Consider the following 26,558-nt stretch of genomic DNA (forward strand, 5'->3'; position numbering starts at 1 on the left):
CTGTATTTAAAAGCCCTCCTCTCTGGGCTCCCAGAGTTCTATTTTGTTTCCTTCGGGATCCATAATCCAGCCGAATTTCCCATAGGAATAGGTCTCCATTTCCCCGATGATTTCGACTCCTTCTTCTTTGAGTACCGCTAAAAGACCCTCCAGGTCGGCCACTCTGAAGTTCATCATAAATTGCTTCTCACTTGGTTTGAAATAGGGCGTGTCCTCTTTCATCGGACTCCACTCCGTCCGTCCGGGGTTTCCGTCTGCATCCTGCCATAAGAAAGACCAGCCGTAGTCACCTGCCGGGATACCCAGATGTTTTCGATACCACTCTTTTGTTTTTTTTGGATCAGCGGTCTTAAAAAAGAACCCGCCGAGCCCTGTAACCCTGTTTTTCATCTGTTTCGATTTTATATCAGTTCATAATTGCATTTCACTTGCCGACTCCCCTATCGCCATTCAACAATAGAAACCCCCAGGCCAATGGTGAATTGCCGGTGGTTGTAATCGATGAGGGTTTCGCCATAGCCTTCGAATACTTCCAGACGCCCCCTAAGGTAGCCATCGATTGGAAAAGACCACCCCAACCGAATACTTCCCCTGTTATTTGCTCCGGTTCTGAGGGAATGTGTTGCCTCCATGGTAATTAGATTTTTGCCAAACTGATGGGAAACGATCGCCTCCATTCTTCCGTAGTAATCGGTGATTTTCGGATTTTCGTCATCCGTATCATTCAACCGAATCCATGGTTTGAGGTAAATTTGCCAGTATTCCCGTTCCATACCAAGGTGAAAGACAATCCGGTTCCAACTTCTGGAAAGCGGGAGGGACCGGCCATTGGATTGATGCGTCAGGGCCAACCCGGCCATTCGGATGTCAAAACCAAGGAAGGGGATGTTCATGCCATAGTTTAAGATGAGTTCAGGTTCATAGTTTGTTTCCCGAAAAGGGCGGGAGAGATCTGCGTTGTATACCTGCCAGTGCGATTTTTGGGTATAGGCAGCCCAAATGTCGAGATTGTTGAAAAACAGCCCTCGTACTATTTTCGTTTTAAAACTGATCTGAAATTTCAGTTCAGTTGAATTCAGTGCAATTGGAGTTTCAACGGAATATTCCGGATTCAGGCTCGTCGGCATTTTATTGACATCTGAGGTCCAGCGACCCAGCAGGATATAGGTAGGTTTATAGGGTGTGAATCTGAAGTTACCCCTGTAGTTTTCGGAATCGAGTTCCCATCGCTGCGAAAGGTTATGAAACAGGGTGTCCCCGTCGAAAATCGGATGACTTTTTGACTGACCGCAGATTGGGGTCACCATAAAAAAGGCGAGAGCAAACCACGTAAACACCCAGAAGAAAGAAAAAGGAATAAAGGTTTCTGAAACTTGGTCTTTAGGATTTAAAATAGCGTTATCTGCTGATTTTTTCTTCATAGAGCTGAATCCAATCCGACACACTAATTTTTCTGCAGAGGGCTCCGAGCAATTCATAGGGAATGTGCTCGGGCTTCTTAAATCGGATACAACTTTTGCCCATATCCAGTTTTGTGGGTACCCGTTCCCTGTAGGCCTCGACAAACCATGCCTTGAGTTCCGGATCTGCGTAAATCCCGCTGTGATAGAATGCGATGAAATTCTTTTGTGAAGCAATATTCAAAAAAGGAAGGGGGAGTTCCGGATTGCAGTGATACCCCGCGGGATACTTTGAATGCGGCACAACGTATCCGATCATACCATAACTCATGGTTTCTTCGAAGCCTTCCGGCAGATTGCTGAGAATGCACTTGCGCAGGCGCCTTATGGGCTCCTGTCGGTCTTCAGGCAAAAGGTCGATATAGGCTTCCGGAGAATCGGCTTCGTACTTCATGAAAAAGATGTCCGGACTATTGCTGGACTATTTTTCAGTAAGATACGGAAAATGTGATTTAATCTTATCAATAATCGTTTGGGCCAGTTTTTCTTTGCTTTCAATGGTCCACCCTGCCACATGGGGGCTGAGCAGGACATTCGGAGCCTCTAAAAGGTATTGGAAAGCCGATGGCATTTCGGAATCTTTAAACAGGGATTCAAAGGAGGTCTTTTCGTATTCCAGCACATCGAGCCCTGCCCCGAGTATCTTTCCATTTTTCAGGGCGTCTACAAGGTGATCCGTAACCACACAAGTACCGCGTGCGGTATTGAGGAGCCAGAAAGGCTTATGGAAGGCGTCGATAAATTCTGAATTTACCATGCCTTTAGTCTCCGGCGTTTGAGGAACATGAAGACTCACCACATCGGCCTTTTTACGGAATTCAAGGATGCCGACCTGCCGGGCATCCTCATTTCCAACGCCGCCCAAAATATCATAACAGATTACTTCCGCCCCAAATCCTCTCAGGCGCCGGGCAAACGCTTTACCCATATTTCCGTAGCCCACAATACCTATGGTTTTCCCACCGACTTCAAGGCCTCTGTTGGCTTCCCGTCTCCAGATTCCCTTTCGCACTTCCCTGTCTGCGGTTGCGAGTTTGTTGAAAAGGGCAAGCAGCATTCCCAGGGTGTGTTCTCCGACGGCATCCCTGTTTCCCTCAGGGGCGGCAGCCAGGAAAATTCCTTTTTCACGGGCGTAATCAACATCGATATTCTCTAGTCCGGCTCCCACGCGGCCAATGAATTTGAGATTGGTGGCACGATCGAGCAATTCGGAGTCAATGGGCAGGCGGCTGCGCAGCACAAGACCATCAAACCCTTCGATTTTAGTGAGAATCTCATCTCGGGAACCCGAATAATCCAGGTGGTTTTCAAACCCAAGTTTTTCGAATTCCGCTATGAGCAACGGGTGGTTTTCGTCCAGGTGGAGTACCTTCATGTTTTTAGATATGCGGGTATTGAATTGAACATTTTGTAATATCAGATGCCAAGGACCGACTTCGCAATCCAGAAATAAATCAGGATTCCAAAAATATCATTACTGGTCGTGATGAAAGGGCCCGTGGCGATGGCAGGATCTATACCCCTCTTATGCAAAAAAAGCGGGATAAAGGTGCCGATGATTCCGGCAACAATAATCACTGCAATAAGCGAAATTGATATGGCCAGGGCGGTTGGAAAGTCGCCTTTCCACGCCCAGGTAAACAGCAAAAGCACCGCTGCGAGGATCAGCCCGTTCAGGGTTGCCAGCAGGAGTTCTTTAATCAGTCTGTCCGAAATACTTCCTTTGAGATCGTCATTAGCCAGTCCCTGAACGATAATGGCGCTCGACTGGACTCCGACATTCCCCGCCATGGCCGCGATAAGCGGCGTAAAGAAAAAAAGGATGGCGTGTTTGCTGATCATCGATTCAAATCCACCCATGATGCCGGCAGCACCTACACCCCCGATCAAGCCCAGAAACAACCAGGGCAAACGGGCACGGGTCAGATCCCAGATACTGTCGTCCGCTTCCACATCCTGTGAGATACCGGCCGCAAGTTGATAGTCCTTTTCGGCTTCTTCCCGGATCACATCCACAATATCGTCAATGGTGATCCGACCCACCAACCGACCGATCTCATCCACTACCGGAATGGCCTCGAGGTCGTATTTGGACATTATTTTAGCGACTTCTTCCGGCTTTTCATTCACGTTTACAGAATCCACTTTGGGGATATAAACGTCGCGGATATGGGCTGTCATCGATGCGGTCAGCAAATCTTTCAGGGACAGGCGCCCTTTGAGGATTCCTTCATCGTCCACCACATAAATGGAGTGTACCCGGGTTACACTTTCGGCCTGCTGGCGCATCTCTTTGACGCAATTCAGCACATTCCAGTTCTCATTGACCTTCACCAGCTCCTTGGCCATAAGGCCTCCGGCAGAATTCTCGTCATACCGAAGCAAATCGACAATGTCGCGTGCGTGTTTCCTGTCGGAGATCTCAGAGATGACTTCCTGCACAATATCTTTGGGCAATTCCCCCACGATATCGGCTGCATCATCCGTATCCAGTTCCTCCAATTCAACAGCAATTTCCTTGGAAGAGAGGTTTCCAAGAATGGCTTCCCGTACATCTTCATCCAGTTCGGTAAGCACATCCGAGGTTTGTTCGCTCTCAAGCAATTTGATGAGATACGTAGCCTGATCCTCGTCTAACTCATTGATCACCTCAGCAATATCTGCATAGTGATAATCAGCCATCATGGTATGCAGGGCAGTATTGTCCTGGTTCTCAATATGCTGCTCAATGGTCGTGAGTAGCTCTTCGGTAAGCTTAAATGGCGTCATCCGAGATTCGCTTTGACAGGGTGATAAACTCCGGGACGCTTAATTGTTCCGGGCGTCTGTCAAAGATAGCATCTTCTTTTAGATTCTCTGAGAGATTCAGGCTTTTCAGGCTATTGCGCAGGGTCTTGCGTCTTTGGTTAAAGGCGGATTTGACCACGTGGAAGAAGGCTTTTTCACTGCAGGGGAGACGCCAGTCCTCCCGGCGCTTTAGGTAAAGGACCCCGGAGGAAACCGCCGGGGGCGGATCAAAAACTTCAGGGGGCACGGAAAAGAGGTATTCAGCTTCGTAAAACGCCTGGACGAGAACAGAGAGGATACCGTAGACTTTGCTGCCCGGACCTGAACAAATGCGCTCAGCCACTTCTTTTTGAAACATACCGCTGAATTCGGGAATCCGGTCCCGGTATTCCAAAAGGCGGAATACGATCTGCGTTGAGATGTTGTAGGGAAAATTTCCGGTTATGACAAAGGGCGCTCCCTGGAAAAGCGATGCCAGTGGCATTTTAAGGAAATCGGCTTCGACCACTTCAAGAAACCGACTCCTGACATCTGACGGGAGTTCGGGAATGTACCGTGTCTCCAGGTAGGCCACGGATTCCCGGTCCAGTTCCACGGCAATCAAGTGTATGTCCCTTTTCAGGAGGAAATCGGTCAGTACGCCCGTACCGGGTCCGATTTCAAGAACATTTGTGGTCTCTGTGAGTTGAAGGGTAGCAGCAATACGCTCGGCAATTGAGACATCTTTAAGGAAATGCTGGCCGAGATGCTTTTTCGGCCGAACCTCAGAGCGCTGATGGCCGCCCTTATGGCCTTTGCCCTGCCTCTGTGGGTTCTGTCTATGCTTCATTCGTGTTCGCTGATAATTTCAAGTTCGGTACGAAAAGCGACAAAGGCCTCTCCAAACCGATCAAATCCATCCTGCCGCATCCTGGCCGCATCTTCCTGGTAGTAGGCGTCGAGTTTCTCCCGGGTATCTGCCCGGTATTGGACCGCATAGGTAACCCCTCCGGTTTCTTCTTCTACGAGAACCCGGCAGATTCGGGCTTCGGTAAATTTACCGGTATCCAGCATGCCTGGAATATGGTCCTGCTTCATCCATTCGAGCCATGCCGCGTGAATGGAAGGATCTACATTGATGGTCACATTATAGATATACATTTGTCTGGGCTTAAAATGTTAGTTGACCGGATCCCCCCTGAGGATTCTGAATTCCTTCCGCGCCTGGGGGAAATAGTAACTGTCCTGGAAACGGAAAATGATCTCCCTGTAATGTTCCATAGCCTTCTCCGGTTCATCGAGTTTGATTCGATAGAGTTCGGCCAGGGCAAAATGGGCATCATCAGCGAGGATGTCCGTACCGAAAAATTCTGTTATTTTGAGGTAACTCAGGCGCGCTCCTGAGAAGTCGTTGGTCTCTTCAAGGAGTTTTCCCTGCATCAGCAGGGCTTCATCTTCAATGCGCTCACCTTTATGGGATATCAATAGTTCTTCGAGTACTTCCAGGGCCTCCGGTTGTTTTTTCTGATAGGAAAGCAGGTCTGCCCGCGCGTATTTTCGAAGCGCGGTTTGGGTGGAATCTTCGATGGAATTATCTGAAATAATCAGGCTTAGCTGCATGGCATCATTGGCGATGAGTTGGGAGGTAGAGTTCCGAAGCACCTTTAACTGGGTTAGAGCCCAATCAAAGTCTCCTTTATAAAAACTTGTCTGGGCGACTTTAAATCGGGCCTGTTGCGCCATGACATCGTTTTTGAGGCCCTTCTGGACCTGTGTAAACAAGATCAGCGCTTCGTTGAAACGCCGGGTATAGACAAGGATATCCCCAAGGTTTAATTTTACGTACCCTTCTGTGTATTCCGATAAGGGTTGTTCCAGGCTTTTTTTCAGGATTTCAATGGCCTCATCGGCCTGATCCATCCGAAAAGCGAGGAAGTTCGCATAACTGATTTGCAGCTGAATGGAAGCGGCATCGTATCCGTACTGTTCCAGGAGTGACTCGTATGCTCTCCGGGTCCGGTCCAGATTTGGAGAGTCATCCTCCAAAAGGCTTATATCGATAAGGTGGAGCTTGGCATTCAATTGTGTGAGCGGATCACCACTTTCACTTTCAATAAACTCAAAGGCATCCCGGGCGGCTTCGAGATCAGAACGATCTTCAGCCAGCCTTCCCAAACTGATGATGCGATCCAGATTTCCTCCTTCGCTCCGTCTGTAAATAGCCTTTTCCTGACCCAAAGCACTGCTCAATTGCCCCTGTTCGATAAATAGCCAGCTGAGCAACTCATTCCAAAGGGGATTTGGATCTTTCTGGGCGCGGGTAAGCAGTGTTTTCCGGAGTAAAAGGTTGTTTTCATTCTGTGGATCAGAAGTTACAAAGCTCTGAAGCACTCTTAGAACATTGGGCTTAATGGCTTCCCGTTCGGAGAGCAAATCCATGTATGCCTCATACATCTTGCCTACCTCTCCCTGTTCTCCGTAAATCCGGGCGATCTGGGTGTTGTAATCGAGCTCCGGATTCAACTCCATCGAGCGTTTATAGGCCCAAAGTGCATTGTCCAGCAGGGTGTATTGCTGGAATTTAAACCCCAGGACATAGCCGTAGTCCGGATTGGACTCCAGGAGATCTTTGGCTTTTTGGTAGGCTTCCTCCCGCTTATCGGGAATACCCATGAGGTCGTAAGTGTACCCCATGTCGATATAAACGGTGGGATGGGCAGTCCCCGACCTGATCCGACCTTCCAAAAACGCGATGGCCTTGTCGTATTGTTCCAGCTGCTGATAACATCGGACCAACTGATCCGCAAAATCGAGTCGACGGGGGTTGCTTTCCACCAACTTTTCATAGAAGACCACCGCCTTGTCAAAATCCCCATCGTTGTAGTATTGCTGGGCAAGAAAATCCTGTTGCCCCATTAGGGGGATGCCGAAAAAAAGAAAAATAAGTATCGGAAAGAGGATTTTCAAAGCAGGGTGTTTCTTCAAAGATACAAACTTGTATCCCTTTCGGACGTTAAGGAAGTCTAAAGCAAATCAGGGGTCAGCGGTTGGACCTTTGCCTTCCGGTTCAGGAAATCTTGTCGAAGCCTGTATAGGGCACGAGCACCTCTGGAATCCTGATCCCTCCGCCTTCCTGATAGTTTTCCAAAAGCCCTGCTAGGATACGCGGCAGGGCCAGGGCACTCCCATTTAGGGTATGTGCCAACTGTGGTTTATCATTTCCTTCCCGGTAACGCAGCTTGAGACGATTGGCCTGAAAAGCCTCAAAATTAGAAACGGAACTAACCTCCAGCCACCGTTCCTGGGCGGCGGAATACACCTCAAAATCATAGGTCAGGGCGGAGGTGAAACCCAGGTCCCCACCGCACAACCGCAGTATGCGATACGGAAGGTTGAGGGACTCTAAAAGCCCCTTAACGTGGGTTACCATACCGTCCAGGGCATCGTAGGAATTCGCAGGATCTTCCACCCGAACAATTTCCACTTTGTCGAACTGGTGAAGGCGGTTCAGGCCGCGAACATGGGCTCCGTAACTTCCCGCTTCCCTTCTAAAACAAGGGGTGTAGGCTGTATACCGGATGGGAAGGTCAGCCTTGTCCAGGATTACATCCCTGAAAATATTGGTCACGGGTACCTCTGCCGTCGGGATCAGGTACAGATTGTCTTCGGTCACCTGGTACATTTGACCCTCTTTGTCCGGGAGTTGGCCCGTGCCGTATCCGGAAGCCTCATTTACCAAATGGGGAACCTGTAATTCCTGGTATCCGGCTTTGGTGTTATAGTCCAGAAAATAGGAAATCAGGGCGCGTTGTAACCGGGCGCCTTTTCCTTTGTAAACGGGAAAACCCGCTCCTGTAATCTTAACGCCGAGTTCAAAATCGATCAAATCGAATTTCCGCGCGAGTTCCCAGTGTGGAAGGGCGTTGGCTTCAAGACCGGGGATATCGCCCCATTGGTGGATCACTTCATTGTCAGACTCATCCTGTCCTGCGGGAACGAGGTCGTGAGGAATGTTAGGCAACAGGTAAAGGGATTCTTGTAAAGCGTCCGCGGCTGCCGATAACGCTTCCTGCAGTTCCTTGGACTGAACCTTTAAACGGGATGAAGTTTCTTTGAGCGCATTGGCTTCCTCGGCTTTACCGCTTTTATAAAGCTGTCCGATTTCCCTGGAGGCTGAATTGGCTTCTGCCAGGGTCTGGTCCAGGTGGGTCTGCAAATTCCGGCGTTCCTGATCCAGATTGAGGATCTTAGACAGGATGGGTCGGGCATCCAAACCGCGTTTATCCATGGCTGCGGCAATGGTATCGGCATTATCCCTCAGGGTATATAGTGGAAGCATAGTAGTGAATTAAACGGGGTAAAGGTAGGAACAATCTAACAATTGATAAAGCAGAAATGCCTGCTGGTCAGGAGGCCTTAGAGGTCCTATTTGGTGTAGGGTGAGGGTAAAATCCAGGTATGGTGGCGGAAGTGATCCCAGGGCTCAGCTGCCAGGTCCGTTTTCGGGTCGATAAAGGGGGCGGGGTCCCGTCGGTTAACCCTGACGTTGCCCACTACATATACGCCTATCTCCGCTCCTTGGGCTGCATAGTGCTTTTTGAGTCGCTGGGCAAACTGCCAGGCGAAGTCGGGATGCGACTGGACTTTCCTCTTTTGCTTTGGAGTCAGCCATTGGTTGAGCCGGATTAGTTCCCCAGCTCCCGTGGCTTTGTCCACTACCCGGAATTGCATGTTTCCGCTTCGGGATCTCAGCATCATCCTCCAGCTCATGCGGTGCCCTTCCTCCGTCCAGAGGACATCCCCGGGAATCACATGGTGCCTAATGGGAAGTAAAAGCTGGAATGTGAAATATACTCCCATAACCCCTTTAATCCATGGGGCATAGGGGGGAGGGGCATAAGGCAAGAGTACCGGAACAGCCTTATGTTTAAAAAAGATCCGCCTGATGGTTTCGGGTTCAAAGAAGAAGACACAGAAGGCCAGCGAGAGGTATGGAAAAATTCCAATGTGGAAAATGATCGAATTGAAAAGATGGAAAAAGATCGACGCGAAAAACGCAAATTTCCGCGTAGGCTTAAAAAGCAAAAGTGGAATCACGAGAAAATCAAAAAGGATCCCGAATACGCCAATGACCTTATGGATCAAAGGATATTGCAACACGGGGCCGATGATAAAAAAGTCCTTACGGGATTCCATGAGTTGGGCAATAATGGTGAAATCAAACCAGTCTGCGTAAAGTTTGGCGATTGCTGCGTAGGTATAGACGATGAAAAGCTGGAAGATGATAACCCACTTGACCCCCGTATACATCTGGTCCGAGCAGAGGTCCGGGTCTCTTCTGCAATCCAAGCTGTGGGAGCGGTGAGCGGGGAAGAAACACATCAGTAGGGAGAGCAGAACCAGAAGATAGTAGTGATTGTTGTAGGAGGTTTTCTGCATCAGGTAGGTTCCCGTCCATAAGAGGGTAAAAGCGATAATACTGAAGCGATACCGGTATCCCACAGTCACCATAACACCTGTTAACCCCATGAGGATGTAATAAAAGTACATGCCATGACCTGGCAGGGGTTGAAGCCACTCAAAGCCGATAAAGGTAAATGTAAAATCAGGCTCGACCAGGGTTCGGTCCACCCACCCGGTCAGGATCGCTCCAAAACTCTCGAGGCTGATGAGGATCCCGAAAAAAATCCTGAAAATGATGAGTGGACTATTGTCCATTCGGGAAAAGAGCAATCTGGAAATCATGATGCCTGGATTAGGGCGAGTGCCTGTTTTCGATCCTGCCCTAATTGAAATTTAAGCGCTTCCAGGGAATCAAATTTCACCTCATCCCGTATGCGATGCAGCAGGTCGACTTGCAGGCTTTGTCCATACAGGTCCTTATCGAAGTCGAACAGATGTACTTCGATATGCTGTTGACTACCATCTACCGTGGGGTTTGTGCCAATATTCATCATCCCGTAGTGCGTATTACCCCCAATCAGGGACCTAATCACATATACTCCTGAGGATGGGATTAATTTATAAGGGGCGCTAATGTTCAGATTTGCCGTTGGAAATCCGAGATCACGACCGAGGCCTTTCCCTTTTTGAACCGTACCAGTTAACATATAGGGATATCCCAAATAGGCCTTTGCCGTATCCAGATCCCCGTCTTCCAGGGCTCTTCGGATTTTAGTGGAACTCACCGAGACCGCATCGATTTCCTGGGCCGGTATTTCATCGACTTCAAATTCGAAAAGGTTTCCAAAGCTCCTGAGATCATGGATACTGGCATTCCGGTTTCTCCCGAAGCGATGGTCATAACCGATAATTACTTTTTTAACCTTTAGTTTTTCCACGAGAATCCTGCGCACAAAATCCGTTGCAGTCATTCGTGAAAAATCCATGGTAAACGGATGGACCACAAGGACATCCAACCCCAGATCTCTAAGGATCGCGGACTTTTCTTCGATGGTGTTGAGTAATTTTATGTCGCTGTCCTTTTGCAACACCATCCTGGGATGCGGAAAAAATGTAAGGAGAACCGACTGTAGGCCCATTAACCGACCGTCAGTGATGACTTTTTCAAGAATTTTCCGATGACCAATATGCACCCCATCAAAGGTTCCAATGGTAACCACGCTTGGGTTTGGATTGTCGTAACGGGTAAGACCTTGATAGGTTAACACAAGTAAAAATAATAAAAAAGCGTATTTTTGGTGGTCAAATGCCGGTTGATGAAGACAAAGTTACGTCTTGTTCTTTCAATTCCCTTATTTTTTTTCTGCATTACGTCCCTCGCACAGGAGGCCGGTGTTTACTGGGAGCAACGCCAAATGAGTCCAGACCGGGCTACATTGTCCGGACAAGGCATAAAAAATGAGGCGGGTCGGGCGTACTCACTACGGGAGTCCATACTCCGGGAGGAGTTGCAGAAATTGCAGTCCCCCAACCAGACATCCGTCGTACTCACATTTCCAACAACCAATGGTAAGCCTTTAAAATTCAAAGTTTCTGAGCGATCTGTTATGGCTGAAGCCCTGCAGGAACGATACCCCGGTATTCGCTCGTATATCGGTTATGCCCTGGATGGGCAACCTATGCATATCCGCTTTAGCCTTTCTCATAAAGGCTTGCAGGGGATGATTGTAAATACGAAAACCTCCAGCACCCTGTATTTAGAACCCGATCCCGGCAGACGGGATACCTACCTTTTATTTTCAAGGGAAGAGCTCGAGCCGGCTCTCGATGGATGGAAATGCAAAACAGATTCAAAAACCTCAAAGAGCTTGCCGGAAGCCAGTGCAGCTAAACTTGTAGATGACCAGTTGTTGAGGACTTATCGGCTCGCCGTGGCGACTACAGGAGAATACGCAGAATACCATGGAGGAACAGTTGCGGATGCCCTTGCGGCAATCAACGCCACCGTTACCCGCGTCAACGAAGTATTTGAGCGCGATCTGGCCATTGGACTCGAACTGATTCCAGATACGGATCAGGTCATCTATACAGACCCTAATACCGATCCGTTTGGAGGAAATTTTAGTGCGGAAGTACAGGCCGTACTTACAGAGCGCATTGGCCCCGAGGGCTACGATATCGGACATCTCTTTCATCAGGGGGCAGAAAACGGAAATGCAGGATTTATAGGGTCGGTCTGCAACGATACAAGAAAGGGAAGTGCATTTGCGTCTACGCCCAATCCTGAAGGGGATCGGTTTGATCTCGATTTTGTCGCCCACGAGATGGGGCATCAGTTTGGCGCGAATCATACCTGGTCTTTCCAGAGTGAGGGAACCGGAGTACAGGCAGAACCCGGGAGCGGGACGACAATTATGGGGTATGCCGGAATCACGCAGCAAAACGACGTACAACCTTCAGGCGATGATTATTTTCACTACTACAGCGTGCTGCAGATCAGTCAGTATGTGGTATCTGCAACATGTGCAACAACAACGCCTTTGACCAATACCCCTCCGGAGATCACCCCCCTTCCTGATTACCATATTCCTTTGGGTACGGCATTTGTGCTGGCGGGTACGGCCACAGATCCGGATGCCGGGGATATCCTCACCTATGCCTGGGAACAAATAGATGACGGAGTGGTCAGCAACACGAATTTTGGACCTGAAAATGCAGCCGGATCCAATTTCAGATCCCTCAGGCCCACTGTGGATTCCCTTCGGTATTTCCCAAGACTCAGCAGGGTCATTACAGGGGACCTCACGCAGACAAATCCGGAGACCGGATCGGCATGGGAAACCGTGGCAACCGTTGAGCGTGAATTCAATTTTGCCCTGACTGTCCGCGATAATGCAGCCGGCGGTGGCCAGTTAAATTCAGACCTTGTAAAGGTGGTTGTGGAAGAAGAGGCAGGGCCTTTTCGCGTGCTTTCCCAGGGCACACCTCAATCTTATTCCATGGGTAGTGTGCAGTCGGTAAACTGGGATGTCGCCCAAACGGATGGAGGCCCAATCAATTCACAATTGGTCGATATCTACCTTTCCGCAGACGGGGGTCTTAGTTTTCCCATTAAAATTGCAGAACAATTGCCTAATCTGGGATCTGCCAAAGTACAGATCCCCAGAATTTTCACCCCACTTGGAAGGTTTATGGTGCGGGCATCAGACAATATTTTCTTTGCGGTCAACAGCAGTGATTTTGAATTGAATGAGCAGCCATTTTTACTTTATTTCGATGGGCTTCAGCAGGAAATTTGCCAGGGTGGGGAGGCAGTTTTTGACTTTGCATACCAAACTTTCGGAGGTTTCAGTGACCCTGTAGCACTGGAGGTTAGTGGCCTTCCAACTGAGGTTACAGCTGCCCTGTCTATGGACACGGCCCAGGCGGATGGGACTTTAATACAGCTTTCGATTACGGATACCGATTTGGCACCCCCCGGGATCTACCCCTTTGAAGTACGGGGTGTGGAGGGGGAAACTTCAATCAGCGTTCCCCTGACCTTGCGTATTTCGGATCCCGTAATTGGCGAGCCGGTACTCAGTTTCCCGGAGGACGCTGCTTTGGATGTTAACCTGCAACCCGTTTTGCAATGGGAACAGGATCCTCTGATTTCCGCCTATGATCTCGAACTGGCTACCGAGCCTTCGTTTAGCGATCCTATCGCAGCCATACGGGTATACCGCAACAGGTATCAGCCCGGGCTGCTGGAGGACAATACGCAATACTTCTGGCGGATACGTTCGGTTACCGAATGTGGAGAAGGGACATTTTCAGCCCCTTTTAGTTTCACTACGATAACCTCTGAGTGCAGAATCGCCGATGCACCCAACCTGCCGATAACGATAAGTTCTGTGGGTACACCAACAATTTCGTCTGTCATTGCGATAGCCGATGACCGACCTGTCCTTGGCGTACGCGTCACCCTGGATATTGAACATTCCTTTGTGTCGGATTTAGTGATCAATCTAACCTCTCCCTCCGGCACTACCGTAAACATTCTATCCAATTCATGCGGTGAAGCAAATGATATCTCAGCCATTTTTGACTCTGAAGCCCCACCGTTTATTTGCGGTAACAACCCGGCCATATCCGGTATTGTCCGGCCTCTTGGTTCTTTCGGCGCCTTTTCAGGGGAGTCCAGTTTTGGGGAGTGGGTGCTCACTATTGAAGATACGGCCCCGGCGGATGGGGGAAGTTTAAACGGTTTCTCCCTGGAATTATGTGTGGAAGGCGCCTTGCGACCAGATGCCGACGGCGATGGGGTTTATGACGATGGGGATGATCTTTGCCTTGGAACCCCTGAAGGGGCAGAAGTGGATGCGAACGGGTGTGAGGTCTTTCGCTTCCCTGATTCACAATTCAACATTACACTATTCAGCGAGGAGTGTATCGGATCCTCAGATGGGCGGATCGGTGTTGAAGCCCTTTCAGACTTTGATTACAGTGTGACTGTTAAGGGTAGCGGAACAGATATCAGCGACAGCTTTGTCAGGAATTATGAACTCGGAAATCTGGCAGCAGGATCTTATGAGGTCTGCCTAAAAGGTACGGATGGCTCCAATACCTATGAATCGCAGTGTTTTCAAGTCCGTATCGACAGCCCGGATCCGATTAGTGTGTTCTCAAATCCGGCGCCAGATTTATCCTCTGTTTCCTTACTCCTTGAAGGGTCGGAATTTTTTGTGGTTACGTTGAATGGGGAGCGACAGGAGGTTAAAGGCCCCTTGCTGACCCTCAGCCTGAAAACGGGTTTAAACCGTTTAGTTGTGGAAGGTGTTCCGGCGTGTAAAGGCGCATTTGAAGAGACGTATTTTCGAACGACGGGTCCATTGATTGCCCCCAACCCTTTTACGGACCAGGTGGAGATTCGTGTACCTCAGGCCGATACTCCTGTGCGTATTCAAGTTTTCAATGCCTCGGGAATATTGGTTCGAAACCTGCAATTACCTCCGGAATCGGGCAAGGTGCGTTTGAATCTGGGAGGCCTGCCTACAGGCCTGTACCTTTTTGAAATACAGCAAGGGGGTTTGATTTTTTCACGTAAAGTATTCAGGAAATGAAAAAGTGCCTGCTCATCCTATTCGGGTTGATCGTTTTGGTTGCCTGCAGTAAAGACGGATCTTCAAATACTACCCCCGGGGCGGTGAAGCTGGTCTTTCCTGAAAATAATTCGCTTTGTGTAACAGGAGTACCCCAGTCGGGAGATCGAAGTGAGGTCACCTTTACCTGGGAAGCGGCCACCAATGCCAGCCGGTACGAGATTCAGGTCACCCTTCTGGGTTCTGCTACGAGTCAGCGGCGGGTAACGTCATCACTGAGTACAAACCTCGTCCTGGAGAAAGGCGCACCCTATTCCTGGCAGGTAAGGGCGATCAATCAGTCCAGCGGGGAAGAAACGGCCAGTAGCCTTTGGCAGTTTTACAATGCAGGAGCTTCGATCTCCTATCCACCTTTCCCTGCCAGAATACTTCAGCCGGAAGAAGGGAGCTCCCTGTTTTCCGATCAGAATGGAAATGTACTCCTGGGATGGGAACTCGCGGATCCCGAAAATGACCAGGAGTCCTGTGAGGTATTTCTGGGGACGGATGCCGAGGCGCTGTCTTCCGTGGCTACACTGGGCCCGGATTCGGAATCCCTCCTCGTACCGGTAATCAGCGGACAGGTATATTACTGGCAAATCCTGACCCTGGACGCTCAGGGCAATAGTTCACTTTCCAGCCTGAATTCTTTCCGGGTGTTGTAGTCAGGTGCCGTTAAAGGTGTTCATGGTAATGGCTGTACCGGCGAAGACAAAGGAATGAATGAGTTCTGTACTCCGTTTCAGCCGCTCAGGCATAGTCTCGAGTTCAGTATCACTCCAGGTTCCCAGCACATAATCCACCTGTCTGCCCCGGTCAAAATCCGAACCAATACCGAAACGGAATCGGCAATAAGAGGTATGGCCCAGCACAGTTTGAATATCCTTTAATCCGTTGTGGCCTCCGTCACTGCCTTTGGTTTTGAGTCTCAGTGTTCCGAAGGGCAGGTTTAGGTCATCCGTAACAACGAGTAGATTTTCCCGTGGAATCTTTTCCTTCTCCATCCAGTAGCGAACCGCCTTTCCGCTGCGGTTCATATAGGTGGACGGTTTCAGGCAAATCAGGATGCGCCCTTTCTTCTTGATCCGCGCGACTTCCCCCAGCCGATCGGGTTCAAAATCAACAGAGGCATCCTGCGCAAGGTGATCCAGGATTTGAAATCCGATATTATGTCGCGTACCGACGTATTCACTACCGATATTACCAAGGCCGGCAATCAGATATTTCTTCATGGGATCAATCGCTTCGGGTTCAGGCTGCTTTTGGAAAACCCATTTTCTCAACCAGGTATACACTATTCACGATTTTGACTAAAATACAAAAAGCACCCTCACCAGGACAGGTAAGAGTGCTTTCATAGTTAAGCTTAAACGAACTATTCGTTAGATTCTTCGGCAGGGGCCTCAGCTGCAGTTTCTTCTGCACCTTCTTCTGCACCTTCTTCGTCTTCGTCTTCATCAACCACAATGGCTGTACGAGCTGATTTAACCTGCACAACGACCGTACCATCCGGGTGGAGGATGGCAAAATCATCATTCTTCAGGGATTCAACGGAAATGTTATCTCCGATTTTCAGTTTTGAAATATCCACGTTGAAAAAGTCAGGCAGATTATCAGGCAGGGCACGGATAACCAATTTTCTTTTGCGGAATAACAAACGTCCACCGTTTCGCACCCCGGGGGAATTCCCAAGCAGGCGAACAGGTATCTCCATAGTAACTGGTTTATCGTCGAACAACTGATAGAAATCCACATGCAGGATTCGATCCGTTACCGGATGAAACTGGATATCCTGCATAACGGCCCGTACTTTGGTGCCGTCTTCCATCTTGACAATCACCGTATGGGCGCTTGGAGTGTACACCAAATCTTTGAACGACAATTCATCTGCTGAAAAGTGCAATGGTGCTTCCCCTCCGTATATCACGCAAGGAACCTTTCCAGCATTACGTAAGGCTTTGGTCGATTTCTTGCCCACGCTTTCTCTTTCTGATCCTTTGATTGTAATTGATTTCATTATGATGTTTAATTAAAATTCTAAAGTATAAACTTTGAAGATATTGAGGTGTTGTGATGCACCCGGTGCATCACGTCTGCGAATAAATCCGCACAACTCAATACTTTTATTTTTTCACTGGTCGTATCTACCGGAATGGAATCCGTGATAATGAGCTGTTCCAGCTTTGAATTTTCGATTTTTTCGATGGCGTTTCCAGAAAGCAGTCCATGGGTCGTAATGGCCCGAACGCTTAGTGCCCCGCGCTCTATCATCAGGTCAGCTGCCCGGGTAAGGGTTCCTGCGGTATCGACCATATCATCTACCAAAACGACGTTTTTACCTTCTACCTCCCCAATCAATTCCATATGTGAAATCTGATTGGCTTTTGAGCGTTGTTTGTAACAAATGACGACATCGCTTCTTAATGCCTTGGAGTAAGCGTATGCCCGCTTTGAACCTCCCATGTCTGGGGAGGCAATAGTCAGGTTGTCTAATTTTAGTTGCTCCACATAGGGTAAAAAGAGGGTTGAACCATACAGGTGGTCAACCGGTTTTTCAAAGAAGCCCTGAATCTGGTCTGCATGCAGGTCCATGGTTATAATTCGCGTTGCCCCGGCTGCTTCCAGCATTTTTGCGACCAACTTACTCGCGATTGGAACTCTGGGTTTGTCTTTTCGATCCTGTCGCGCCCATCCGAAGTAAGGCATAACGGCAGTAATATGACGGGCTGAAGCCCTTTTTGCAGCATCCAGCATCAAGAGCATTTCCATGAGGTTTTCCGGGCCGGGATGCGTAGAGCCTATGACAAAAATTCGGGCTCCTCGAATGGATTCTTCATAGGAAGGCTGGAACTCTCCGTCGCTGTAACGGGAGATGATAACTTTACCCAATTCCGCACCATAGGATTTAGCGATGGCTTCTCCCAGGGCCCTGCTTTGCGTGCAGGCGAATATTTTTGGTTCCGGTACCGTGTAGGACATTGCCTTTAAGTGATGTTAATCGTTCGCGAACTCCCTCATTTCAAAGGAGGTGCAAATTTAGACAATTATTTGAGTTGCTAAAGCATATTCGGGGGGATTTTGGGTCTGTGAATGAAATTATTTTTTAGTTTTGCAAACCCATTATGCCTCGGTGGCGGAATTGGTAGACGCGCTGGATTCAAAATCCAGTGATAGCAATATCGTGTGGGTTCGATTCCCACCCGAGGTACTTAAAAACCCTCCTAACTATTTGTTAAGGAGGGTTTTATGTTTTATATAGTACAAGAATAGTACAAAAAAAATTTTACTTGTAATGGATAAGGAACAGGGGACTATCTCAAATATTGATAATTCTTTGGCAAAGACTCAGGAATTCTTGCTTATTCAAAACAGTGAGATTCCGCACAATATCCCAATTTGTTCTTCTTCCTTTTTCTCCAGGGGGTTTTCCTGTTAATTTGGACACATTATTATCAGTTGGGTAGCCTTCTTCGTCGAGCATTGAAGCTATATTCTGAATTTTCATTTTTATTGATGCAACAGATCTTTTTTTCAGTTTGTGAATATCATGTTCATCAAATTCATTTCTTCCGAGTCGCGCTATATAGGTGCACAAAGTAATTTCATCTTTAGTATACAGGTTTCTCTTCATGCGTTTTTCTTTTTAATGTTAGAATCAGATTATAAATAATACTTAACCGCCCATCAGAGGATCAATTTCATCAACTTTTTTATTGACCCACTCCAACCAGTTTCTCTTTTCTAAAGGTGAATTAAATCGTTTTTTAAAGTCGCTAATTCTGACAGCATTTATGTAATTTCTTAGCTGATTAGCCTTATTCCAATTTTCACATTCTGAAATTAAATCTTTTAATCGTTTTTCTTCAACCTGTTTTCTGAGTTGTAATTCTTCCTGAGCCTTCTTTGTTGCCTCATATACCTGATTCCTCCTTTTAATTTCAGCTTTTAATTTTATCTCTTCCTGAACTTTTTTTTCCAGGTATTTTACAATGATGGGTATCTTCTGTTCCAGAGGTTTGTTTTTTGTGTCTTCCCACTCTTTTGAACGTAAAGTATCTAATTTAAAAATTAATGTACCTGTAGGTACAAGCTCTGAAAATCCCCATTTATTGTCATTTATGCGAACTCTACGACATTTCTCCCTTACCCTTACTGGTAATTCAATACCCTCTTTGATAGCTACAGTTCCATAGTACTGTTTATGACCTACTTTAAATCCTGAGAGCATTAAATATTTAATCAGTAGGTCCCAGAATTTCAAAGCTCTTGAAATCTGATACTGTGTTACTTGGAAAACTTCCGTATTTATCATCTTTTTTTTCAAAACGATGAATTTAAGGTAAGAATGAAAGAACATTTAATGGAGTATAGAGAGATTTATATTGATGACTTAAATGGCCCCAAACTAGGAGAGAAATTATTCCAAAAGACAATTAAATGTTTCGACTAGAGGATATTTGCAACCACTCTAATTATAATTCGAGGAGCTTGTCTGTTTAATCTATAATTTGACTAAAAGATTCTCTTAAGTTTTCATCATAAACATAAATATAGGTTCCTTTGATACCCCTCAACATCATGGTCTTATAAATATTGATGATATACTCCTTCAAGACCTCAGGGCTCTTTATTCCTTGTTTCCCTTTTTTGTCATAATACTCTGAAGCATCAATTTCAATTTCATTGGTCTCAGGATTATATTTTATTTCATTCCCGAAAATGATGCCGCAGTAATTTAGATCATAACCTTGCGAAGTGTGGATACAGCCAATTTCGTTTATCGCATTTTCGGAATTGATCCAATCGTTGTTGGTAGTATTCCATTTAAATTTCATTCCATCGATCTCAATGTCATAAGCACTCTCATTATTCTTTGATTCCCATGGCCAAGAATATCCTGCTAACATTCTGCAAAGACCATATTGCTTTTCCTTTTCTAGAAGATTTTTATGCATTTCCTTTAATGAAGAGTATATCTTCAATTCGTAGTGCTCACTTTCAAATGGTCCATCTCCATCTTCTAATCGACAATGTAAAAGATCATCCACGAAATTGATATAATCAGTTCCTCCTTTTACTCTGAGCTGAGAAACCAGAGTGATGTTTTGGTCGTGCCTGGTTTTTAAGTTTTGAAACCGTTCCTTATCTATGTCAGTTGGCTTTATAGATTGATCTTCATCGTAAAAGAATATCTGGTTTTTGGACTGTTTTAATATCCAATCCAACTCTGTCCCCTGGTACTTATCAAAGCCAAGCAATTTATTTGCCTGATCAAAGCTGCCATAGCTTGTAAGTCCAATCCTTTGCCTCAAACGGTGTGCTTCATCTACAAGAAGAATATCATATTCATTTCGGGAAACTTCTGTAGGACCGATGACCATATTTGCAGCAAGCCCTTTTACCCCTCTAAATACTTTTTTAAGGGTATTTCTTAAAGAGGTCATTGGAACGACTAATGCTGCCTTTGGTTGGGGATATTTCTTTTTAAACTCTATTACTCGGCTTAGTTGTTCTGAGTATATTTCATCGGAATCGTCAATATTATGATCTTGGATATCTGTAGTTATTAACTTCATTAAGTACACCGCTAGTACCGTTTTACCAGTTCCTGCACTGCCTTCTATAAAAATGGTGTTCCTTTCTTTGGCGTTGATTTGGTTCAGTATTTCCAGCAGTGAATTATGCTGGTCTACTGTTAAGCTTTTATATGGGCTATATTTAAAGAAATCAGAGTTGTCAAGACGATCTATAGGATTTTTGGCAAACTTCTTATAACGAAGCATTTCCCAAACCTCTTTGAATAAATTCCGATAAATAGACTTTTGATAATAATTATGATCAACCATACCTGCATTTCCGTTCTGTAGGGTATAGTTCTTATCCGCATCCATGTAGCCAATAAGTAATGACTCAATATCCAGGACAGCTGATTTATTAAACTTATCACAACCAATTACAACCACTTCATTTAAGCGCTTTCGATCATTGTTGGATAAATGGTTCTTCATCCTGTTAATGGCGTTCGTAGACTCCCCTATATATGCCTCACGGCTAGCGTCATTCTTTATGATGTAAACAACGGGCCAGGAATTAGCCATAAAAGGATTCAGGAAAAATTCCTTTGATCCTTTTTGCGAGAATTTATAAGAATAGATTTCAATGGAACTACTGAAATCATTAATCATAGATCTGTATACTTTTTTGCCGTGCCTTTTGCTTTTTCTACGGGATACTTTTGGGCATTAAGTTTAATCTTATCGAGGACTATTTGAAATGGATCCAGATTGTGTTTGTCGGCAAGTAAAAATGAAAAGGCCAGAACATCTGCCAGTTCTTCCTTTAGTTTTTCAAGATCTGTTTCTTCTTCGCACTCGCCAATAGTTTTCCAAAGAAAAAGTTCGTTTAATTCAGCCGCCTCTATGGAAATGGCCGAAGCCAAATTTTTGGTGTCATGAAATTTTTTCCAATCCCGATCATCACGGAATTTCTTCAAAGTTTCTATGACCAGGTGATACTTTTTCATTTCTCGAATCTATAAAATTAAAGGTATGAAATGAATGCGTATAACATATCTGAAATTGTAAATCTATTGGAGCTGTTGTAAAACTTATACTCGTATTAGTTAATAATATCCCTTTCCGTCAACACAATGCCTTATTCCTCCTCTTGGATTATCCATATCTCCGTTATACCTCGGAATCACATGAAAATGAAAATGCATTACCGTCTGACCGGCCGCCTTGCCACAATTCATTCCCAAGTTATATCCATCAGGATTAAATTCGGACTCAATTAATGTTTTACATCGGTCAATCATTTTTATCAGTTCGAGTTTTTCATCCTCTTTTAATTCAAAGTAATCCTGAACTTCCCGATTACTTATAATCAATAAATGTCCTGGTGAAACAGGGAATCCGTCCCTTATTATGAAGAAATGATTACCTGTAAATACTTTTGTCCTATTATTTAGAGAAGAGAATACACTCATGGATTATTGAGATTGGTTATTAGTCTTTTAAAGAATAAATCATTCTCTCTATTATATGAAGGGCTGGACTCCCAATAACGATGATTTAGAACTATTTTGGCATTTTCATAATGATTTTTCAAAGATTTATTCCTTGCTTTCTTGTTTGAACCAAGTGCTCCAGAAATCTTATACTTCCATGGATGATTACTTCCCATGATATTTTCATTTCTCATAATAAGTTTTGCAACGTAATGTGGACCTACCAGTGCATCATCTTTATTTAGGTTACAAAGACTATGACTCAGAACAAGATTCCACACCTCATCATGCTGAATAAATTGACGGGGTAAAACATGATCGACATGAATATCACTATCTTTAATTTCTTCTCCACAGTAGAAACAACAATTACCCTGATATGCTGAAAGAAAAGGTATATTGTCTGTCAGATTGATTCTTTTGGAAGATCCCTGTGAAAGATAGATCTCTCTGATATCGTTAGCCAGATCCCAATTCTCATGGCTGAGTTTGAAGGCTCCCTCAAGAAGACTCCATCTTGTTTCCACCTCATCCATAAGAACCTTTTGCTCCCTTTCATTAATCAGATGGATTTCATCTCTTAAGTATAACTTCTTTCCGAAATCGAAATGATAAAATTTCTCGTTCAAAAGATTAGCATGTCGCCAGATATTGTGAAATCTTGGTATAACATCATTAAAAGCCTCTTGACCTACTCTTTCAATCGCCTGATATCTGTTTATTTCGCCTAAATTGTATGAATTGACGATTCTTTCCATAACTGTCCTTCTGGAAGGGTTAGCCTGCTGAGGCAAATTGGAATTGTTAATTCTTTCTAGATAGTTTTCAAAAAAGGTCTGGCTAAGTTCTATCCAGCTCACTTCCGTTTTATCCTGACTTGTTAATTGAAGTAGGGTCTGGGCCAAGCCCATTTTATAAGTAGCATTGTTTAGCCCATAAAGTATAATTGCTTTCCAAACATCAAGTGAAGTTAATCCGCTCCGGGTCACAATTTAAAATCAGTTTTTTAGATTTATTTGATATTGAATTCTCTTAGTCTTGATAATATTATTCAGTTCTTCAAGTGACAGAAGTTTGTAGCTTCTGGATTCAGAGTGCAGAGAAACAAAACAAAATAAATATTGGGATTTTAATTTTCGTGCAAGATTGAATTCATTTTCCGTTGCACCAAAAAAGAAACCTCTGGGATTATTTACCAACCTCTTTTTCGTTGTTTTGAGCTCAACTAAGATCACGTCGGCTGGATCATCTAACTGAATAATCTTTTCAAGATTAGTATGTCCTGGTATCAGAACAAGATCAAAGGCCCTTGAATATTTTTTGTCGATATTCAGTAGATTCATTATTAATTTTCGACTTTCCTTATCAGGATTAATGAAGTTTTGGTCAGATTCCAGAAGAAATTTTATCCCTTCTTTTTCTGAATAATTATTTTCAATTGTAATTGTATAAGAGTGACTTCTTGCCAAAGGTTTTATTAATTAAAGAAAAAGTAAATATTAAAAATCAAGATTACGCTTGAACAGCTGAATTAATTATCATTATTTATGATTAATCTACTTAAAATTTGCCAAAGGAACGATAAAGCAAACCTAGAAATCGGAATATTACTTTGTAAAAACAGTCATATTTTAAAACATATTTCGTAGATATATTCTAGGCTGAACTCATTTAATCGATTTATTTGAACATATAAGCATAAATATGTGTATAATAAGCATTTATTTTCTATATTGCATGCTATATGTAAATAAAAGAAATGTCAAAGGAGAACAGAGATCGTTTCGTGAGAGTTGCAGGCCCCAGAGTAAATAAAGTACTGAAAGCTCTCGATAGTCTAGAAAAATGCTCTAATACATATAATTATATGTATAGTGAAGAGGATGTGGATAAAATGTATGGGGCTATTAAATCACGGCTTGAACTTCTGAAGAAATCTTTTGAAAAGGGTCTGATGAAAAACAATTCAGAATTTAAATTTTAAACCAATCTTATGGCACAACCGGAATTTTACTCTTATAAGGAATTAGATGTTAATTCTGATGAAGGTCCCAGAACAGCTGCAATACTCACTTTTTCAGGTGATGTTCATGATTCTCTAGTAAAGGAATTAACGCAAAATTCACTGGATGCGAGGCCAGACAGAAAAGCCAAATTACGTATCAGAGTACGGTCATTCGAAATGGATAAATCTGATTTTCCAAACTTCCATGATTTTGAACAAAAGCTGAACATGATGGAGGCTTATTGGAACAGTAAGGGAGATCAGTTCAAAAATTTTTTCAAAACGGCTAAAAAACATCTTAAAGGAAAAACTCTAAGTGTTTTTGCTTTTGAAGACTTTAATACATCCGGATTAGAGGGAGATGACACTGAAGGTACGTTCAAAGCTTGTGTCAATGATGAAAATGTTTCAAAGAAATCCGGATCAGATTCACTTGGAAATCATGGCATAGGTAAGAATTCTGTATTCGGATATTCTGCTATACAGACAGTCATTTACAGTTCTCTGAATACTAGGAATGAGTTTAAGTTTAAAGGAATTAGTAAGCTGGGGCATTATAAAGATGAAACAGGTGTTAAGCGTCAGAACAGAATATATTATGGAAGAAAATCAGGTGATAACGTATCCCTGGTTGACAACTATGATGAAATACCTGAGGTGTTTCGCAGAGATGAACCGGGGCTGAGTCAGTTTGTTTTGGCAGCTGAGACAGGTGATGACTGGGTTGATAACGTAAAAAGGGCATTCCTGACAAACTACTGGCTACTATTTGAAAAGGACTTACTTGAGGTTCATTTAAATGATTATAAACTTTCTTTCGAAAATTTTGAAAGGGAAGTAGAAGAGCTGTTTAAAGATGATACCTCTGATGAAAATCCAATTCACTTTATTCGTGCTCACAGATTGGCACAGATACATGAAACCGAAGAAATTCATAAAATCGGAGAGGTCGAGTACTATTTAATGGAAGCTAATGGTGACGATAATTTACCGAACAGAATAGTTTTTCTAAGAGATGGAATGAAAATTCAGACAATACCTGTTCGGGGAGGTTTGCCGGTAAGTGTGGCAGGAGTTATGTATTGTAATAATGAAAGAGGTAATGAGATACTTGGGGCCATGGAACCACATAAGCATGATCAGTTTCTACCTGATTTGATTGCAAAAAAAGAGGTCAGGAATGTCACTGTATCGGATGGGAAAAAGGTTATTCAGGATTTAAGGGAATTCAGACTTAGGATTATACGGGAACTTAAATCCAAGTATACACAGGAAGTAACTAATGTTGATTTTATTGATGAGTTATTTGGAAGTCTTTTCGGAATAAAAACCGGAAGTGGCAGCGGAGAACAAAAAGAAACTGAAAAGGAGAGTTTCAGAAAACATGTTCCGAAATTGGATATTGAGATTAACTTCAATTCTTCCACGCGCAACTCCCAGATAAACAACCTTGAAGACGTTGACCAGGGAACTGGTGAAGGCCGTGGCGTCGGAACAGGTGAAGGAGGTGAGGGATCCCGCTCAGGTAAACGCAAAAAAAGAAGTGAAGGAGGAGGAGCAGGCAGCTCAACTGATAAAACCAATAGAAGACTAAGGCAAATAGTAAAGGTCAGGTCGTTTGTAGACCATAGTTCTGCTGGGCGTAATCATTATAAATTGGTCGTCCATTCGGGTGAAAATCTGGATTCATTTGATATGCTGATTGGTCAGCACGGTGACTCAGGTAAAAAGGATACCCCCATGAGCTCTAAACTGATTTCTGTTAACTCACAAAAGGGTAATCATGATATTGAACCGATTTTTAACAAGAAAAATGAGGTTAAATCATACCGCATTAAAGGACTAATGGCTACTGATGACAAGCCTCTTGTTTATGATATAGTTATGGAAGAAAATACCAGAAGTGCACTTAATATAATTGATTTCGAATGATAACTGATAAAAATTTTTCCTTACCCTACCCTGCCCTGGGACTACCTGAGGATTTTACAGAAGGACTCTTTGAAGTTCAGCCAAAAGTATATATTTCAGAAGATGAGCTGCATCTTGTTGAAGAAAGCGTTACCATTACAAATGATTACATCGCAAAGTTGTATGATAATGGAATGGTAACTACGGTTTATAAAATTGTTTGTCCTTCAACACTTTACAGTCATACAGAATATGACAGAAAGCACATAATACTTCCGGTTAGTAATTTTGCAAATGCTTTAAATATTGAAGTTTTTCTGGTCGCCCTTACGGATATTAATGAATATACAGATCAGTCTTTTAATCCTGATTATTTCCTTGGAGAGAACCATGGTATATTCAAGGTCAAGAAAGGAAATATCTTGGGATTCGCGGGTTCACAGCGGATTACACTTAAGGATTCATACATACAGGGAGCTTCAGGTCTTTTCGAATTTGCACGTAGGAATGAACCGGATCTTCCGATGTATTTTGATACAGAGGACCAGAAAATAACTGTATACTATCCTTACTCTGAAGGAAACCTGGATATAATAAAAACGTTGTCCGTAAACAAGAAACTCACATTTCTTAATCTTATCATTCTGCCGGCCCTTACTCAGGCTTTCCAGGTAATGAAATCAGCTTCAGAGGATGACAGGTTTGAAGAATTGATAGATAGTTATAACTGGGCGGATTTCTTAAATCAGGAATTCCCTGATTTTGCCAACAGGAATTATAGTGCATTTGAATGTGCGCAGCTTTATCTAAAAAATCTAATAGGGGAAAAAACATCAGATTATCAGTTGCCTATACTTAAGGCCTTCTTTAAAGAGTTAAGTTAA

General features: G+C 44.5%; 26 protein-coding genes and 1 tRNA gene. 6 read left to right on the forward strand and 21 right to left on the reverse strand.

Annotated features, from left to right (window positions below; genetic code table 11):
• Positions 1 to 6: 6 nt before the first annotated feature.
• The 11 genes from QU605_RS01880 to QU605_RS01930 form a co-directional block, all read right to left on the reverse strand.
• Entirely contained in the window at positions 7 to 390 is a 384-nt protein-coding gene (locus QU605_RS01880) for a VOC family protein (RefSeq protein ID WP_289723560.1), read from the reverse strand.
• Between the two features lie 50 nt (positions 391 to 440).
• Entirely contained in the window at positions 441 to 1,421 is a 981-nt protein-coding gene (locus QU605_RS01885) for a phospholipase A (protein ID WP_289723561.1), read from the reverse strand.
• Positions 1,399 to 1,854 carry a DUF1801 domain-containing protein gene (locus QU605_RS01890; protein WP_289723562.1) on the reverse strand — a complete coding sequence of 152 codons (456 nt, stop codon included), beginning with the start codon at positions 1,852 to 1,854 and terminating at the stop codon, positions 1,399 to 1,401. The genes QU605_RS01885 and QU605_RS01890 overlap by 23 nt, the downstream gene beginning before the upstream one ends.
• Before the next feature lie 27 nt (positions 1,855 to 1,881).
• The gene (locus tag QU605_RS01895) at positions 1,882 to 2,835 is read right to left on the reverse strand and encodes a 2-hydroxyacid dehydrogenase (protein WP_289723563.1); all 954 of its coding nucleotides are present in this window, start codon (positions 2,833 to 2,835) and stop codon (positions 1,882 to 1,884) included.
• Positions 2,836 to 2,876: 41 nt separating this feature from the next.
• The gene (gene mgtE / locus QU605_RS01900) at positions 2,877 to 4,229 is read right to left on the reverse strand and encodes a magnesium transporter (protein WP_289723564.1); all 1,353 of its coding nucleotides are present in this window, start codon (positions 4,227 to 4,229) and stop codon (positions 2,877 to 2,879) included.
• Positions 4,216 to 5,076 (reverse strand): 16S rRNA (adenine(1518)-N(6)/adenine(1519)-N(6))-dimethyltransferase RsmA, encoded by an 861-nt coding sequence (rsmA, locus tag QU605_RS01905; protein ID WP_289723565.1) that lies wholly within the window; start codon positions 5,074 to 5,076, stop codon positions 4,216 to 4,218. Before rsmA ends, mgtE begins: the two co-directional genes overlap by 14 nt.
• Positions 5,073 to 5,387, reverse strand: a complete 315-nt coding sequence (locus QU605_RS01910) for a DUF4286 family protein (RefSeq protein WP_289723566.1) — start codon at positions 5,385 to 5,387, stop codon at positions 5,073 to 5,075. Before QU605_RS01910 ends, rsmA begins: the two co-directional genes overlap by 4 nt.
• Before the next feature lie 18 nt (positions 5,388 to 5,405).
• A complete protein-coding gene (locus tag QU605_RS01915; RefSeq protein WP_353655868.1) occupies positions 5,406 to 7,193 on the reverse strand; it encodes a tetratricopeptide repeat protein in 1,788 nt (595 codons plus the stop codon).
• A 100-nt stretch (positions 7,194 to 7,293) separates the two neighbouring features.
• Positions 7,294 to 8,565, reverse strand: a complete 1,272-nt coding sequence (serS, locus tag QU605_RS01920) for a serine--tRNA ligase (protein WP_289723567.1) — start codon at positions 8,563 to 8,565, stop codon at positions 7,294 to 7,296.
• An 86-nt stretch (positions 8,566 to 8,651) separates the two neighbouring features.
• Complete coding sequence (locus QU605_RS01925; RefSeq protein ID WP_289723568.1) at positions 8,652 to 9,971, reverse strand: HTTM domain-containing protein; 1,320 nt, start codon at positions 9,969 to 9,971, stop codon at positions 8,652 to 8,654.
• Complete coding sequence (locus QU605_RS01930; RefSeq protein WP_289723569.1) at positions 9,968 to 10,897, reverse strand: bifunctional riboflavin kinase/FAD synthetase; 930 nt, start codon at positions 10,895 to 10,897, stop codon at positions 9,968 to 9,970. Before QU605_RS01930 ends, QU605_RS01925 begins: the two co-directional genes overlap by 4 nt.
• 48 nt (positions 10,898 to 10,945) lie before the next feature.
• Here QU605_RS01930 and QU605_RS01935 point away from each other — a divergent pair, with 48 nt between their 5' ends.
• A complete protein-coding gene (locus QU605_RS01935) occupies positions 10,946 to 14,731 on the forward strand; it encodes a zinc-dependent metalloprotease (protein ID WP_289723570.1) in 3,786 nt (1,261 codons plus the stop codon).
• Positions 14,728 to 15,414 carry a hypothetical protein gene (locus QU605_RS01940; RefSeq protein WP_289723571.1) on the forward strand — a complete coding sequence of 229 codons (687 nt, stop codon included), beginning with the start codon at positions 14,728 to 14,730 and terminating at the stop codon, positions 15,412 to 15,414. The genes QU605_RS01935 and QU605_RS01940 overlap by 4 nt, the downstream gene beginning before the upstream one ends.
• Here the strand turns inward: QU605_RS01940 and pth are convergent, their stop codons facing one another.
• The 3 genes from pth to QU605_RS01955 form a co-directional block, all read right to left on the reverse strand.
• Positions 15,415 to 15,981: an aminoacyl-tRNA hydrolase gene (gene pth, locus QU605_RS01945; RefSeq protein WP_289723572.1), complete on the reverse strand. Its 567-nt coding sequence runs from the start codon at positions 15,979 to 15,981 to the stop codon at positions 15,415 to 15,417.
• Positions 15,982 to 16,124: 143 nt separating this feature from the next.
• Positions 16,125 to 16,766 (reverse strand): 50S ribosomal protein L25/general stress protein Ctc, encoded by a 642-nt coding sequence (locus QU605_RS01950; RefSeq protein ID WP_289723573.1) that lies wholly within the window; start codon positions 16,764 to 16,766, stop codon positions 16,125 to 16,127.
• Between the two features lie 20 nt (positions 16,767 to 16,786).
• Positions 16,787 to 17,728 carry a ribose-phosphate pyrophosphokinase gene (locus QU605_RS01955; protein ID WP_289723574.1) on the reverse strand — a complete coding sequence of 314 codons (942 nt, stop codon included), beginning with the start codon at positions 17,726 to 17,728 and terminating at the stop codon, positions 16,787 to 16,789.
• Between the two features lie 145 nt (positions 17,729 to 17,873).
• On the opposite strand from QU605_RS01955, the gene QU605_RS01960 reads away from it, so the two are divergent.
• Positions 17,874 to 17,957: transfer RNA gene (locus tag QU605_RS01960), tRNA-Leu, on the forward strand.
• 108 nt (positions 17,958 to 18,065) lie between these two features.
• Here the strand turns inward: QU605_RS01960 and QU605_RS01965 are convergent.
• The 7 genes from QU605_RS01965 to QU605_RS01995 all read right to left on the reverse strand — a co-directional run bounded on the left by QU605_RS01965 (position 18,066) and on the right by QU605_RS01995 (position 23,227).
• Complete coding sequence (locus QU605_RS01965) at positions 18,066 to 18,380, reverse strand: hypothetical protein (protein ID WP_289723575.1); 315 nt, start codon at positions 18,378 to 18,380, stop codon at positions 18,066 to 18,068.
• Positions 18,381 to 18,422: 42 nt separating this feature from the next.
• Positions 18,423 to 19,073: a hypothetical protein gene (locus QU605_RS01970; protein WP_289723576.1), complete on the reverse strand. Its 651-nt coding sequence runs from the start codon at positions 19,071 to 19,073 to the stop codon at positions 18,423 to 18,425.
• Between the two features lie 172 nt (positions 19,074 to 19,245).
• Positions 19,246 to 20,934: a DUF2075 domain-containing protein gene (locus QU605_RS01975; RefSeq protein ID WP_289723577.1), complete on the reverse strand. Its 1,689-nt coding sequence runs from the start codon at positions 20,932 to 20,934 to the stop codon at positions 19,246 to 19,248.
• The gene (locus QU605_RS01980; protein ID WP_289723578.1) at positions 20,931 to 21,272 is read right to left on the reverse strand and encodes a nucleotide pyrophosphohydrolase; all 342 of its coding nucleotides are present in this window, start codon (positions 21,270 to 21,272) and stop codon (positions 20,931 to 20,933) included. Before QU605_RS01980 ends, QU605_RS01975 begins: the two co-directional genes overlap by 4 nt.
• Before the next feature lie 99 nt (positions 21,273 to 21,371).
• Complete coding sequence (locus QU605_RS01985; protein ID WP_289723579.1) at positions 21,372 to 21,737, reverse strand: HIT family protein; 366 nt, start codon at positions 21,735 to 21,737, stop codon at positions 21,372 to 21,374.
• Positions 21,734 to 22,747, reverse strand: a complete 1,014-nt coding sequence (locus QU605_RS01990; RefSeq protein WP_289723580.1) for an HNH endonuclease — start codon at positions 22,745 to 22,747, stop codon at positions 21,734 to 21,736. The genes QU605_RS01985 and QU605_RS01990 overlap by 4 nt, the downstream gene beginning before the upstream one ends.
• Before the next feature lie 9 nt (positions 22,748 to 22,756).
• Positions 22,757 to 23,227, reverse strand: a complete 471-nt coding sequence (locus tag QU605_RS01995) for a hypothetical protein (RefSeq protein WP_289723581.1) — start codon at positions 23,225 to 23,227, stop codon at positions 22,757 to 22,759.
• Between the two features lie 290 nt (positions 23,228 to 23,517).
• On the opposite strand from QU605_RS01995, the gene QU605_RS02000 reads away from it, so the two are divergent.
• Genes QU605_RS02000 through QU605_RS02010 form a run of 3 tightly spaced genes read left to right on the forward strand, consistent with a single transcriptional unit; the run spans position 23,518 to position 26,558 of the window.
• The gene (locus QU605_RS02000; protein WP_289723582.1) at positions 23,518 to 23,742 is read left to right on the forward strand and encodes a hypothetical protein; all 225 of its coding nucleotides are present in this window, start codon (positions 23,518 to 23,520) and stop codon (positions 23,740 to 23,742) included.
• Positions 23,743 to 23,751: 9 nt separating this feature from the next.
• Complete coding sequence (locus QU605_RS02005; RefSeq protein ID WP_289723583.1) at positions 23,752 to 25,695, forward strand: hypothetical protein; 1,944 nt, start codon at positions 23,752 to 23,754, stop codon at positions 25,693 to 25,695.
• Positions 25,692 to 26,558, forward strand: coding sequence for a hypothetical protein (locus QU605_RS02010; protein ID WP_289723584.1), 867 nt, complete (start codon positions 25,692 to 25,694; stop codon positions 26,556 to 26,558). Before QU605_RS02005 ends, QU605_RS02010 begins: the two co-directional genes overlap by 4 nt.

The organism is Robiginitalea aurantiaca (genome assembly GCF_030380815.1).
Taxonomy (GTDB): domain Bacteria; phylum Bacteroidota; class Bacteroidia; order Flavobacteriales; family Flavobacteriaceae; genus Robiginitalea; species Robiginitalea aurantiaca.